Origin of the sequence: Ralstonia sp. UBA689, assembly GCF_002298975.1 — a bacterium.
Lineage (GTDB): Bacteria > Pseudomonadota > Gammaproteobacteria > Burkholderiales > Burkholderiaceae > Ralstonia.
The window spans coordinates 51,269-63,777 of record NZ_DBMV01000030.1; the positions used below are offsets into that span (position 1 = coordinate 51,269).

Consider the following 12,509-nt stretch of genomic DNA (forward strand, 5'->3'; position numbering starts at 1 on the left):
TGCTGCGTTGCAAGGAACATCGCGGTGCAACATCGATTGTCATGAAACGTTCATTGCTGCCGCCTAGGATGTAAACGTTTACAAATCTTCCAGGGCGCCAGCATGGCGAGCAGCATCAAGGATGTGGCAACGCACGCCGGCATCTCCATCGCTACTGTGTCGCGCGCGGTCAATACGCCGGAGCGCGTGAGCGCCGAAACGCTTGCCCGCGTGCAGGCAGCCATGGATGCGCTGCAATACCGCCCGAATGCGCTTGGGCGCCAGTTGCGCGCGATGCGCACGGGTCTGCTGGGCGTTGTGCTGCCGTCGCTGGCCAACCCGGTGTTTGCCGAGTGCATGCAGGGCATCGACGAGGCGGCATCCGTCACCGGCCAGCGCGTCATGCTGATGACCACCGCCTACAACCGCGAGCGTGAAGCCCGTGCCATCGAGACCATGCTGGAGCAGCGCGTCGATGGCCTGATCCTGACCGTGGCCGATGCCGCCGCCAACCCGCACCTCGATCGTCTGGACGCTGAGCACGTGCCCTACGTGCTGGTCTACAACGACACGTACGGCCAGCCGCGCATCCCCGCACGCTGCTGCGTGACGGTCGACAACCGTGCCGCCGCGTGCGACGCCATTCGCGCCTTGCTCGCGCAGGGCCACCGCCAGATTCGCATGCTGACCGGCACGCTGTCGGCGTCCGACCGTGCCGCGCTGCGCCACGACGGCTATCGCGAGGCGCTGCAGGCCGCCGGCATAACGCCGCAGCCGCCCGTGGAAATCGACTTCAATGCCGACGCCATGCTGCCCGCCGAGCTGGCCCGCCTGCTGGCGCCGCCGCGCCCGACCGCCATCTTCTGCAGCAACGACCGGCTGGCCCTGCTGACCATCCGCTCGCTGCGCGAGATGGAACTGCGTGTGCCGGAAGACGTGAGCGTGATCGGTTTCGACGGCTTGGCGATGGGGCAGTGGCTCTCGCCCACGCTCGCCACGGTGGCCCAGCCGCACCGCCAGATCGGCGTCGATGCGGCCCAGGCGCTGGCCCGCCGCATCGCCGGCGAGGTGGTTCCGTCGATCACGCTGCCTCACCGGTTGCTTGCGGGCGGCACGCTGGCCAAGGCGCCGGCCGAGCCGTCTTTGTCCGTTATTTCTTCCCTCACGTCTGATACGCAAGGAGCGTCTCGATGAAACGTCTTGTTCAATGGCTGCGCGCGTGCGGCCTCGTGGCTGCCGGCGCCTTCGCTGTTGCTGCGCCGGTGCAGGCTCAGCCGGCCGGTCAGCAGGTTGCCATCTGCTACAACTGCCCGCCGGAATGGGCCGACTGGGCCAGCCAGATCAAGGCCATCAAGGAGAAGACCGGCATCACCGTGCCGTTCGACAACAAGAACTCCGGCCAGGCCATTGCGCAGATGCTGGCCGAGAAGGGGCACCCGGTGGCCGACGTGGCCTACCTGGGCATCACGTCTGCCTACCAGGCCAAGGAAAAGGGGCTGGTCGCCAACTACAAGCCCAAGCATTGGGAAGACATTCCGGCCGGTATGAAAGACCCGGACGGCGCGTTCTTTTCGATCCACTCCGGCACGCTGGGCTTCTTCGTCAACAAGGATGCGCTGGAAGGCAAGCCCGTGCCGCGTTCGTGGAAGGATCTGCTCAAGCCCGAATACAAGGGCATGGTCGGCTACCTGGACCCGAGCAGCGCCTTCGTCGGCTACGTGGGTGCCGTGGCGGTCAATCAGGCGCTGGGCGGCACGCTCGACAACTTCAGCCCGGCCATCGAGTGGTTCAAGCAGTTGAAGAAGAACGCGCCGATCGTGCCGAAGCAGACCGCCTACGCGCGCGTCGTGGCAGGGGAAATCCCCATCCTGCTCGACTACGACTTCAACGCCTACCGCGCCAAGTACAAGGACCACGCCAACGTGGAGTTCGTGATCCCGCAGGAAGGCTCGATTGCCGTGCCGTACGTGATGAGCCTGACCGCCGGCGCGCCGCACGCTGACAACGCCAAGAAGGTGCTGGACTTCGTGCTGTCGGATGAAGGCCAGGCGCTGTGGGCCAACGCCTACCTGCGTCCGGTGCGCGCCAATGCCATGAGCAAGGAAGCCGCATCGCGCTTCCTGCCGGCCAGCGAATACGCCCGCGTGAAGACGGTCGACTTCAACAAGATGGCAGCTGGCCAGCAAGCTTTCGGCACGCGCTATCTGGACGAGGTGCGCTAAGCATGGCCGCAGCCGCCACCCGCCCCACCTTGCCGGAGGACGCCGTATTGCCCGCGCGGTGGCGGGTGGCGCTGCTCGCGCCAGCCGTTGCGCTGTTCTGCGCGTTCTGGCTGCTGCCGATGGCTGCGCTGCTGCGTGTAAGCGGCAGCGAAGGCTTGGTCGCCACCTATACCGCCGCGCTCACCACGCCGCGTTACCTCGGCAGCCTCGTCTCCACGGTGATGCTATCGGCGGCGGTCACGCTGGCAACGCTCATCCTATCGACCATCGCCGGGCTGTTCCTGGTGCGTCACAACGTGCCGGGTAAGCGGCTGATCACAGCCATGCTGACGTTTCCGCTGGCGTTCCCTGGCGTGGTGGTCGGTTTCATGGTGATCCTGCTGGCCGGGCGCCAGGGCCTGCTGGGTGACCTGACCCACAAGCTGACCGGCGAGAAATGGGTCTTCGCCTATTCGATCGGCGGGCTGTTTCTCGGCTACCTGTATTTCTCCATCCCCCGCGTGGTGCTGACGGTGATGGCCGCGGCGGAAAAGCTTGATCGCTCGCTGGAAGAGGCGGCCCGCTCGCTGGGCGCATCGTCGTGGCAGGTGACGCGCGATGTGCTGGTGCCGGGGCTCGCGCCCGCGCTCATCGCCTCCGGGGCCATCTGCTTTGCCACGTCGATGGGCGCGTTCGGCACCGCCTTCACGCTCGCCACCGATATCGACGTGTTACCGATGACGATCTATACCGAATTCACGCTCAACGCCGGGATTGCGATGGCGGCGGCGCTCTCCGTCGTGCTGGGTGTGGTGACGTGGGTGGTGCTGGCGATTGCGCGTACGGCCGCTGGCGGGCAAGCAGGAGCGGCAGCATGAGCAGCGAGCAGGGGCCCCGCGCAGCGGGGATGCGCGCGTCCGCGAATGCTGCCGGCCGCCGACACCAAGACACAGGCATGACCAACAACTTTTGGAAGGCGGCAGCATGAAGCGCGCGCTTTCTCTCTCGCAGTGGCTCATCACGCTGCTGCTGTGCCTGTTCCTGATCGTGCCGGTCGTGCTGTCGATGGCCGTGGGTCTGACGCGCAACTACATCCGCGGCTTCAAGAGCGGTTGGACGCTGGATTGGGTCGCCCAGGTGTGGGACATGTATCACGCGTCGATCTGGATGTCGCTGCTGGTGGCGCTGTGCACGCTGGTGATCGTGCTGGCCGCAGGCGTTCCGGCAGGTTACGTGCTGGCCCGCCGCCAGAGCCGCACAAGCCGCCTGATCGAAGAATTCCTGACGCTGCCCGTGGCGCTGCCGGGGCTGGCGACCGCGCTGGGGCTGATCGTGGCCTACGGCGGGTTCGGCAGCTTTCGCGAGAGCCTGTGGTTCATCGTTGTCGGGCACGTGGTGTTCACGCTGCCGTTCATGGTGCGCTCCGTGGCGGCGGTTTGCGCGGGGCAGAATCTGCGTACGCTGGAGGAGGGCGCGGCCAGCCTCGGCGCATCGTTCTGGCAGCGCTTTCGCACCATCGTGCTGCCCAACGTGCAGCCCGGCATCCTCGCTGGCGCGTTGACGGTCGTGACGCTCTCGGTGGGCGAATTCAACCTGACCTGGATGCTGCACACGCCGGAAACCAAGACCCTGCCGGTCGGCCTGGCCGACACCTATGCGTCGATGCGCCTGGAGATTGCCAGCGCCTACACGCTGATCTTCTTCGTCATGATCGTGCCGCTGCTGGTGCTGATGCAGCGCTTCGGCGGGCTGCGTGTGAACAACGGAAAGACTTCCCGATGAGCAACGAACCTCTTCAACTCGCGCCCGTGTCGATCCGGTTGCGCGGCTGCGGCAAGCACTTCGGCGGCCAGCGCGTGCTGGACCCGCTCGACCTCGACATCGGCGCCGGCGAGACCGTCGTGTTGCTCGGCCCATCAGGCTGCGGCAAGACCACCACGCTGCGCATCGTCGCCGGGCTGGAAGCGCCGGATGCCGGCGGCACCGTGTGCTTTGGCGACGAGGATGTCACCGCCCGTCCGATCGAGCGTCGCCGCGTAGGCATGGTGTTCCAGAACTACGCGCTTTTTCCCAACCTGAGCGTGCGCGGCAATGTGGAATACGGCCTGCGCATCCAGCGCCGCCAGAATCGCCTGTCCGACACGCAAATCAGCGCGCGGGCGGATACGCTGCTGGAGATGATGCACCTCGCGCCGTACGCCGACCGTCGCGTCGATCAGCTCTCGGGCGGACAGCGTCAGCGCGTGGCATTGGCGCGTGCATTGGCACCCGAGCCGCGCGTGCTGCTGCTCGACGAACCGCTCACGGCGCTCGACGCCAAGCTGCGCGAATCCGTGCGTGCCGAGATGGACCGCCTGCTGCGCGGCCTCGGCATCACCACCATCTACGTGACGCACGATCAGGAAGAGGCGATGGCGCTGGCTGATCGCATCGTTGTCATGGAAGCCGGCCGCATCGCGCAGATCGGCACGCCGCGCGAAATCTACTTCCAGCCGGCCAACCGGCATGTGGCGGATTTCATCGGCATCATGAACCGGCTTGACGGTCTGCGCCGGGATGGCGCGTTCGTTTGTGCAGGCGGCCGCGTGGCCCTGCCGTCGAGCGGCGCGGGCGAAGGCGACACTGTGTTTTTCCGCCCCGAAGATGCGGTCCTGGCCGATCCGGCCCAGGCGGCGCTCAAGGGCACGGTGGAATCTGCGGTGTTTTTGGGCTTCCGAACCCGTGTGCGTGTGGCAGGTGTTTCTGCGACGCCGTTGTTTATTGATGTGCCTGGCCGCCAGCACTTTGCGCCGGGCCATGCCGTCGGTTTTGACATTCCGGCCGACCGCCTTCTGACTCTGCAAGCCTGATGCACTTCCTGCAACTGACCGATCTTCATATCAAGCGCCCCGGGCGACTGGCTTACCGACGCGTTGATACCGCCGCCTATCTGGCGCGCTGCGTGGCGCATATCCTCGCGCAGCCTGAGCGGCCAGTGGCCATCGTCCTGACCGGCGATCTGGTCGACGCCGGCGCGCCCGAGGAATACGCGCACCTGCGCGCCGTGCTCGCACCGCTGGATGCGGTGGGCATCCGCCTGCTGCCGGTGCTCGGCAACCACGACGCCCGCGCTGCCGCACGCACGGCCTTTGCCGACTGGCTGGCGCCCATTTCCACCACCGAGCAAGACCCGAATGCCTTCCAGTACTGGACCGACATCGGCGATGTGCGTCTGATCGTGCTCGACACGCTGGACGTCGGCAACCCAGGCGGCCGTCTTGGCGTGCAGCGTCTCGACTGGCTGGCCGAGGCACTGGCGATGGAAACGCAGCGCCCGGTCGTGGTCGCCATGCACCACCCGCCGTTCGCCACCGGCATCGGCCATATGGACGTGCAATCGCTGGCCGAAGAGGACATTCCCGCCTTCGCGCAGATCGTGCGCGCCGCCGGCAACGTCGAGCGGATCATCTGCGGCCATCTGCATCGCTCCATTGACGTGCGCTTTGCGGGCACGGTGGCATCGACGTGTCCGTCGCCCGCGCATCAGGTCGCGCTGGATCTCGATCCGGACGCCGAACCTGGCTTCGTGATGGAGCCGCCCGCCTACAAGGTGCACGCCTGGGTGCCGGGGCAGGGGCTGGTCAGTCATCTTGCTTATGTCGGCGAGTTTGACGGCCCGCACCCGTTTTTCGAGCCGGACGGGCGGTTGATCGACTAAACCGCCTCGGCAGTGGCGCCGGCCGCCATGCGCACGACCAGCGCATCGACGCCATGTTCTGCGACGGCAATCGATGCCGTCAGGCGCTCGTCGGCAAACTCGTCGTACTCGATGGCGACTGACGCTACGTCGGTGATGCCGATATAGCCGAACGCCGTGGCGACACCGCCCTCCACGTGATTCAGGTGGGCGATGCGCTGGCCCGGCCCATACCCGAAATCGCCGCGTGAGCTGAGGATGACGAGGCGCTTGTTCATGCCGGCCAGCAGCGGCCAGTAAGGCTCGCCCGCGCGGCTGCGGTCGAAACCGAACGTACGGCCCACGCGCACGATGTTGTCGATGTAGGCCTTGAATTGCGCGGGCATGCCGAAGTTGTACATCGGCACGCCAGCGACGATCACGTCGGCGGCGAGCAGTTCGTCGATCAGCGCATCGCTTTGCGCTAGCGCCTCATGCATCCATGGCGCCCGCTGCGCGGGCGGTGTGAAGGCGGCATGCACCCATCGGCCGTTCACGGGCGAGGGCGGTTCGGCACCAACGTCGCGGTAAACCACACGAGCATCGGGCTCGCGTTCAAGCCAACGCTCAACAAAGCGCGCAGAGAGCCGGCGCGTGTGCGAGCCGTGCAGGGCCGTGTCGGAGCGGCCGGGGCGGGCGCTGGCGTCGAGATGCAGAAGTCGGGTCGGAGCAATCATGTCGAATGCGATGTTGTGAGTAGAGGTGTGACCACTCTACGAACCGCGCTGCACAACGACAAACGACAAGTTTTGCGCGCCATGGATGACCTGGATTCATCCACGCCAGCCGTGGGGCCACTGCGTGAGTGACTGCCCGTGACACAATCGGTGAATGCGAAAACTCCCACCCCTGAGCGCGCTGCGGGCCTTTGAAGCCGCAGCGCGCCACCTCAGCATGCGCCGCGCCGCCGATGAGCTGTCGGTCACGCCCACGGCCATCAGCCACCAGATTCGGCGCCTGGAAGATGCGTTGGGCGTGGCGCTGTTCGAGCGGAAGGTGCGCGCGCTGCGGCTGTCCGAAGCCGGCGAGCGGCTGTACCCGGTGCTCAACACCGGTTTTGATGCGTTTGCGCAAGCCATTGGCACCATCCGCGCGCCGGACCGAGTGCCAACGCGCCAGCGCGTCACCCTGACAGCACCCGTTGGTTTGGCGGCACGCTGGCTGGTGCCCAAGCTGGGAGCGTTTGCGACGCAGCATCCTGGCATCGACCTGCGCATCCATGCTTCCGACACGGTGGTTGATCTGCACGGCGGCAGCGCCGATCTGGCGGTGCGTTACGGCAATCGGCCCGCCGCAGATTCAGGGCTCGTGGCTGAACATTGGTTTGACGATGCGTTTGCACCAGTCTGCCACCCGGGCCTTGGCGTCCGCACGCATGCGGATCTGATGCGCGCACCGCTGATCCACTCAGAATGGCAGCGCACGCTGCCGCAGCCGATCGGTTGGGCGCGTTGGGCACACGCCGCCGGGCTGGATGCCGTCTTGAAGACGGACGCGGGCATCGTATTGTCTGATGACGGCCACGCGATCAGCGCTGCGATGGCTGGTCAGGGCGTGATCCTGGCGAACTTGCCGTTGGTGTGTGATGCGCTGCAAGCAGGCACGCTGGTGCAGCCGTTCGACGGGCCGGTGATCCGCCGCTATGCGTTCTGGCTGGTAGCGCCCGCTGCCCGTCTGGAAGATGCGGGCGTGCAAGCGGTGTGGAACTGGCTGCATCAATGCCGCGAGCCTGAAGCCGCGCAGCCGCTGAAGGACCGGGCGGCCGGCGACGTACACGGCATGGCGTGAAGACGACGGCGGTTGTGCAACAACTCGCCCAAAGCCATCGCATCCTGCACCGCAATAACCCAAACGCCACCCGTGGCTCAGCCGAAAGGCTGGGCTTGTTTTCGCTCGCCCAGCGTCTAGTGTGGAAACAGACGCGGGCAGCCGTGCTGCACGCATCCTCCCTAGAAGAAGAATGAGGGGCTGCAGTCATGACCACAGTCGGCAGCTTTCAGATTGATTTTCTGCAGGTTCTGGACCGCGAGGGCACGCTGGTCCAGCGTCTCCCGGCGTTTGCGCAGGATGTGCAGACGCTGATCACGCTGTACCGCGCGATGGTGCTCACCCGTGCGTTCGACGCCAAGGCTGTTGCGCTGCAGCGCACGGGCAAGCTCGGCACGTTTGCCTCCTCCGTTGGCCAAGAGGCGATAGGCGTGGGCGTGGCCAGCGTCATGCTGCCGGAGGACGTGCTGTTCCCGTCGTATCGCGATCATGCTGCGCAATTGCTGCGCGGCGTCACCATGGCGGAGAGCCTGCTGTACTGGGGCGGCGACGAGCGCGGCAGTCAGTTCAGCGCGGTGCCTGACGACTTCCCCAACTGCGTGCCGATCGGCACCCAGGTCTGCCATGCGGCGGGGGCGGCCTACGCATTCCAGTTGCGCGGCGAGCCGCGCGTGGCGGTCACCATCGTGGGCGACGGTGGCACATCCCGTGGCGATTTTTACGAAGGCATGAACTTCGCGGGTGTGTGGAACGCGCCGCTGGTGCTCGTCATCAACAACAACCAATGGGCGATCTCGGTGCCGCGCAGCCGCCAGACCGCTGCGCAGACGTTGGCGCAAAAGGCCATCGCCGCGGGCATCGCAGGCCTGCAGGTGGATGGCAACGATGTGATCGCGGTACGCCTGGCTGCGCAGGAGGCCATCGACCGCGCAAGGGCAGGGGGCGGCCCCACCCTCATCGAAGCCGTGACCTACCGTCTGGGCGACCACACCACCGCCGACGACGCCACGCGCTACCGCGACTCCGACATCGTCAAGCAAGCCTGGGAGGCCGAGCCGATCCTGCGCCTGCGCAAGTACCTGACCAGCGTGAACGCCTGGGACAAGACCCAGGAAGAGCAGCTCGGTCGCGCGTGCTACGCGCAGGTGGAGGCGGGCGTGGCGGCATATCAGGCCGTCGCGCAGCCAGGGCCGGAAGCCATGTTCGACCACCTGTATGCGACCCTGCCGACCGCGCTGGAATGGCAACGCGCGATGGCGCTGGCGTTTGCCTCCAACGGAGGCAGTCATGGCTGACGTCAACCTTGTCGAAGCCGTCAACCTGGCGTTGGCGCATGCGCTGGAGCATGACCCGTCCGTTGTGCTGATGGGCGAGGACATTGGCGTCAATGGCGGCGTGTTCCGCGCCACGGTGGGGCTGCAGGCACGTTTCGGCGCGCAGCGCGTGATCGACAGCCCGCTGGCGGAAACCGCGCTGGCCGGCACGGCGATCGGCATGGCGGCCGTCGGGCTCAAGCCGGTGGTCGAAATCCAGTTCAGCGGCTTCATCTATCCGGCCATCGACCACGTGCTCAACCATGCGGCGCGGTTGCGGCACCGCACGCGCGGACGGCTGTCGTGCCCGATGGTGATCCGCTCGCCGTGCGGTGGCGGCATCCATGCGCCCGAGCACCATTCGGAAAGTCCGGAGGCGCTGTTCACGCATATCCCGGGGCTGCGCGTGGTGGTGCCATCGTCGCCAGCACGAGCGTATGGGCTGTTGCTGGCGGCCATCCGTGACCCGGACCCGGTGATCTTCTTCGAGCCGACCAAGCTCTACCGCGTGTTTCGCCAGCCGGTGGAGGACGATGGCGCGGCGCTGCCGCTCGACACCTGCTTTACGCTGCGCGGCGGCACCGACGTCACGCTGGTGAGCTGGGGCGGGGCGCTGCAGGAAGTGCTGGCTGCGGCCGATCGACTGGCTGAAGAGGGCATCGCTGCCGAGGTGATCGACGTGGCCACGCTCAAGCCGCTGGACATGGCATCGATCCTCGCCTCGGTGGCCAAGACCGGCCGCTGCGTGATCGTGCACGAGGCCGCGCGCACGTCGGGTTTTGGCGCGGAGATCGCCGCCAACATCGCCGAGCATGGGTTGTATTCGCTGCTGGCACCGGTGCAGCGCGTCACGGGCTACGACGTGGTCATGCCGCTGCCACGGCTCGAACACCACCACTTGCCGAGCGTGGAGCGCATCCTCGCGGCAGTCAGGAAGACGTTGGAGGGCGCTTGACGATGATCGTCTTCAAACTACCGGACCTCGGCGAAGGTCTGCAGGAAGCGGAGATCGTGCAATGGCACGTGCAGGTTGGCGACGACATTGCGGCAGACCAGCCACTGGTGTCGGTCGAGACGGCCAAGGCAATCGTGGAGATCCCATCGCCGCAATCGGGACGCATCGCCAGGCTGTTCGGCCAGCCGGGCGATATCGTGCACATCGGTGCGCCGCTGGCTGCGTTTGAGGGGGCTGGCGGTGAGGATGCCGATGCCGGCACCGTCGTCGGCCAGATGCCCGCCGGGCAGCACGTGGTGCGGGAAGCGCCGGCCGTGGTGGGTGCGGCCGCTGCCGCTGGCGGCGGCATCAAGGCGATGCCGGCCGTGCGCGCGCTGGCACGCAAGCTCGATGTGGACTTGTCGATGGTCACGCCATCGGGGCCGGACGGCGTGGTGACAGCGGCAGACGTCGAGCGCGCTGCCAAGACGTTCGCCGATCTGGGCCCACCCGAAGTGCTGCGCGGCGTACGCCGGGCCATGGCCCAGAACATGACCCGCGCGCAGAACGAGGTGGCCGCCGCCACCGTCATCGATGATGCCGATATCCACGCCTGGCCGCCCGGCGCTGACGTCACCATTCGGCTGATTCGCGCGCTGGTGGCCGGCTGCCGCGCAGAGCCCGGGCTCAACGCCTGGTTTGATGGCAACGCGGGGCGACGCCACGTGCTGGAAAAGATCGACCTGGGCATCGCCGTGGATTTGCCGGACGGGCTGTTCGTGCCGGTACTGCGCAACGTTGCGCATCGAGATGCGGCGGATTTGCGCGCGGGGCTCGAACGCATGCGCGCCGATATCAAGGCGCGCAAGATCCCGCCCGAGGAGCTGCGCGGCAATACGATCACGTTGTCGAACTTCGGCATGATCGCCGGCAAGTACGCCGCGCCGATCGTCGTGCCGCCTACCGTGGCGATCCTGGGCGCGGGGCGCATCCATGAGCAGGTGGTGGCGGCTGGCGGGGTGCCGGCCGTCCACCGCGTTTTGCCGCTGAGCCTGACATTCGACCACCGGGTGGTGACCGGTGGCGAGGCGGCAAGGTTTCTGGCGGCGGTGATCGGCGATCTGGAGAGGGCGGATTAGTTCAGCAACGGCGATGTGCCCCGCGCCGGCGCAAAGGCTTCATGCCAGGCCGCAGCAAGCTGCAGCAAGGCAAAGTCCGAGCGCGGTGGGGCAATGACCTGCAGGCCCAGCGGAAGGCCGCTGGCAGTGAAGCCCGACGGCAGGCTGGCGGCCGGTGCCCCCGCAAGGGTTGCGCCGATGACGACTTCCATCCAGCGGTGATACGTGTCCATGGCTCGGCCGGCGACCATCCGTGGCCAGGGTTCCTCGGTGGGAAATGGCGCGACCTGGCTGCAGGGCAGGACCAGGAAGTCGTACTGGGCAAACTGGGCCAGCAGCGCCTGATACCAGCTCGAACGTGTGGCCGAAGCGTGGTTGATGTCGGCAGCGCTGCGGCGGCTGCCTTGCTCGAATTCCCAGATGGCTTCGGGCTTGAGGAGGTCGCGCGTGGCGGCGTTGGCGACTAGCGGCGCCAGTTTGTCGGACACGCTCAAGGCGCGCAGCGTGATCCAGCATTCCCACAGGGCATCCATCGGGAAGAACGGCTGCACAGCCTCGACCTGGCAGCCCAGGGCTCGGAAGGCGTCCAGCGCGGCCTCGTTCACGGCCATCACTTCCGGCTCAATGGCAAGGTAACCGCCAAAGTCGCCCAGCCAGCCGACGCGCGCGTTGCGAAAATCACGCTGCAGCGGCTGGGTGAAACACGACGGATCGTCCTGCAAGGAGAGCGGCGCGCGCGGGTCGTGGCCCGCCTGCGTGGCGAGCAGCCAGGCGAGGTCTTGCGGGTTGCGCGCCATCGGGCCTTCGGTTCCGAGTTGCTGGAAGAACACGTCTTTGGCCGGGCCGTAGGGCACGCGCCCGAGGCTGGGGCGCAGGCCGTAGATGTTGTTCCAGGCAGCGGGATTGCGCAGCGAACCCATCATGTCGCTGCCGTCAGCCACGGGCAGCATCTGCAGCGCCACCGCGACGGCCGTGCCGCCGCTGCTGCCGCCAGCCGTGCGCGTGGGGTCCCAGGCGTTGCCGGTGGTGCCGTAGACGCGGTTGTACGTGTGCGAACCCAGGCCGAACTCCGGCGTGTTGGTCTTGCCGATCAGCACCGTGCCCTGACGGCGCACGCGCTCGACCACGATGCTGTCATGCGTGGGCACGTTGCGTGCCAACGCGAGGCTACCCATCGTGGTCACCAGGCCGGCGGTGGCAGCGAGATCCTTCGGCGCTTGCGGAAAGCCGTGCATCCAGCCACCGGACAAGCCTTGCGACAGCAGCACGTCCCGCTCGCGCGCCTGGTCGATCGCAGATTCCGCATCCACGCGCGCCACGATGGCGTTGACCTTCGGGTTGAGACGGTCGATCTGCGCCAGGAAGGCCTCCATGACTTCAACGCAGGACACATCACGCGAGTGGATGCGCCTGGACAGCTCGATCGCACTCCATTGCACGATCTCCTGGCGGGTCGATGCGGGGGAGCGGGTCGCTTGCATG

The 12,509-nt window shown here is 66.8% G+C and carries 12 protein-coding genes; 10 read left to right on the forward strand and 2 right to left on the reverse strand.

Going from position 1 to position 12,509, the window contains the following annotated elements:
- Positions 1-102 precede the first annotated feature (102 nt).
- From B4F51_RS13550 to B4F51_RS13575, 6 genes are all read left to right on the forward strand, one after another.
- Positions 103-1,173 (forward strand): LacI family DNA-binding transcriptional regulator, encoded by a 1,071-nt coding sequence (locus B4F51_RS13550; protein WP_296226317.1) that lies wholly within the window; start codon positions 103-105, stop codon positions 1,171-1,173.
- Positions 1,170-2,201, forward strand: coding sequence for an ABC transporter substrate-binding protein (locus tag B4F51_RS13555; protein ID WP_296226318.1), 1,032 nt, complete (start codon positions 1,170-1,172; stop codon positions 2,199-2,201). Before B4F51_RS13550 ends, B4F51_RS13555 begins: the two co-directional genes overlap by 4 nt.
- 2 nt (positions 2,202-2,203) lie before the next feature.
- Positions 2,204-3,058 carry an ABC transporter permease gene (locus tag B4F51_RS13560; RefSeq protein ID WP_296226320.1) on the forward strand — a complete coding sequence of 285 codons (855 nt, stop codon included), beginning with the start codon at positions 2,204-2,206 and terminating at the stop codon, positions 3,056-3,058.
- Positions 3,059-3,164: 106 nt separating this feature from the next.
- On the forward strand, positions 3,165-3,962 hold the full coding sequence (locus B4F51_RS13565) for an ABC transporter permease (RefSeq protein WP_296226321.1): 798 nt from the start codon (positions 3,165-3,167) through the stop codon (positions 3,960-3,962).
- A complete protein-coding gene (locus B4F51_RS13570) occupies positions 3,959-5,029 on the forward strand; it encodes an ABC transporter ATP-binding protein (RefSeq protein WP_296226322.1) in 1,071 nt (356 codons plus the stop codon). The genes B4F51_RS13565 and B4F51_RS13570 overlap by 4 nt, the downstream gene beginning before the upstream one ends.
- Entirely contained in the window at positions 5,029-5,877 is an 849-nt protein-coding gene (locus B4F51_RS13575) for a phosphodiesterase (RefSeq protein ID WP_296226323.1), read from the forward strand. Before B4F51_RS13570 ends, B4F51_RS13575 begins: the two co-directional genes overlap by 1 nt.
- On the opposite strand, the gene B4F51_RS13580 is transcribed toward B4F51_RS13575, so the two are convergent.
- On the reverse strand, positions 5,874-6,572 hold the full coding sequence (locus B4F51_RS13580) for an FMN-dependent NADH-azoreductase (RefSeq protein ID WP_296226324.1): 699 nt from the start codon (positions 6,570-6,572) through the stop codon (positions 5,874-5,876). The two genes, B4F51_RS13575 and B4F51_RS13580, sit on opposite strands and share 4 nt — an antisense overlap.
- A 154-nt stretch (positions 6,573-6,726) precedes the next feature.
- On the opposite strand from B4F51_RS13580, the gene B4F51_RS13585 reads away from it, so the two are divergent.
- The 4 genes from B4F51_RS13585 (at position 6,727) to B4F51_RS13600 (ending at position 11,048) form a co-directional block, all read left to right on the forward strand.
- Positions 6,727-7,683 carry a LysR substrate-binding domain-containing protein gene (locus B4F51_RS13585; RefSeq protein ID WP_296226326.1) on the forward strand — a complete coding sequence of 319 codons (957 nt, stop codon included), beginning with the start codon at positions 6,727-6,729 and terminating at the stop codon, positions 7,681-7,683.
- A 188-nt stretch (positions 7,684-7,871) separates the two neighbouring features.
- Entirely contained in the window at positions 7,872-8,957 is a 1,086-nt protein-coding gene (gene pdhA, locus B4F51_RS13590) for a pyruvate dehydrogenase (acetyl-transferring) E1 component subunit alpha (protein ID WP_296226327.1), read from the forward strand.
- On the forward strand, positions 8,950-9,930 hold the full coding sequence (locus tag B4F51_RS13595) for an alpha-ketoacid dehydrogenase subunit beta (RefSeq protein WP_296226329.1): 981 nt from the start codon (positions 8,950-8,952) through the stop codon (positions 9,928-9,930). The genes pdhA and B4F51_RS13595 overlap by 8 nt, the downstream gene beginning before the upstream one ends.
- Before the next feature lie 2 nt (positions 9,931-9,932).
- A complete protein-coding gene (locus B4F51_RS13600; protein WP_296226381.1) occupies positions 9,933-11,048 on the forward strand; it encodes a dihydrolipoamide acetyltransferase family protein in 1,116 nt (371 codons plus the stop codon).
- Here the strand turns inward: B4F51_RS13600 and B4F51_RS13605 are convergent.
- Positions 11,045-12,508, reverse strand: coding sequence for an amidase (locus B4F51_RS13605; protein WP_296226332.1), 1,464 nt, complete (start codon positions 12,506-12,508; stop codon positions 11,045-11,047). The two genes, B4F51_RS13600 and B4F51_RS13605, sit on opposite strands and share 4 nt — an antisense overlap.
- Position 12,509 lies beyond the last annotated feature (1 nt).

Excerpts from the sequence above, each read along its gene's own strand:
- B4F51_RS13550 (WP_296226317.1), top strand. The coding sequence starts at position 103 with ATGGCGAGCAGCATCAAGGATGTGGCAACGCACGCCGGCATCTCCATC.
- B4F51_RS13555 (WP_296226318.1), top strand. The coding sequence starts at position 1,170 with ATGAAACGTCTTGTTCAATGGCTGCGCGCGTGCGGCCTCGTGGCTGCC.
- B4F51_RS13560 (WP_296226320.1), top strand. The coding sequence starts at position 2,204 with ATGGCCGCAGCCGCCACCCGCCCCACCTTGCCGGAGGACGCCGTATTG.
- B4F51_RS13565 (WP_296226321.1), top strand. The coding sequence starts at position 3,165 with ATGAAGCGCGCGCTTTCTCTCTCGCAGTGGCTCATCACGCTGCTGCTG.
- B4F51_RS13570 (WP_296226322.1), top strand. The coding sequence starts at position 3,959 with ATGAGCAACGAACCTCTTCAACTCGCGCCCGTGTCGATCCGGTTGCGC.
- B4F51_RS13575 (WP_296226323.1), top strand. The coding sequence starts at position 5,029 with ATGCACTTCCTGCAACTGACCGATCTTCATATCAAGCGCCCCGGGCGA.
- B4F51_RS13580 (WP_296226324.1), bottom strand. The coding sequence starts at position 6,572 with ATGATTGCTCCGACCCGACTTCTGCATCTCGACGCCAGCGCCCGCCCC.
- B4F51_RS13585 (WP_296226326.1), top strand. The coding sequence starts at position 6,727 with ATGCGAAAACTCCCACCCCTGAGCGCGCTGCGGGCCTTTGAAGCCGCA.
- pdhA (WP_296226327.1), top strand. The coding sequence starts at position 7,872 with ATGACCACAGTCGGCAGCTTTCAGATTGATTTTCTGCAGGTTCTGGAC.
- B4F51_RS13595 (WP_296226329.1), top strand. The coding sequence starts at position 8,950 with ATGGCTGACGTCAACCTTGTCGAAGCCGTCAACCTGGCGTTGGCGCAT.
- B4F51_RS13600 (WP_296226381.1), top strand. The coding sequence starts at position 9,933 with ATGATCGTCTTCAAACTACCGGACCTCGGCGAAGGTCTGCAGGAAGCG.
- B4F51_RS13605 (WP_296226332.1), bottom strand. The coding sequence starts at position 12,508 with ATGCAAGCGACCCGCTCCCCCGCATCGACCCGCCAGGAGATCGTGCAA.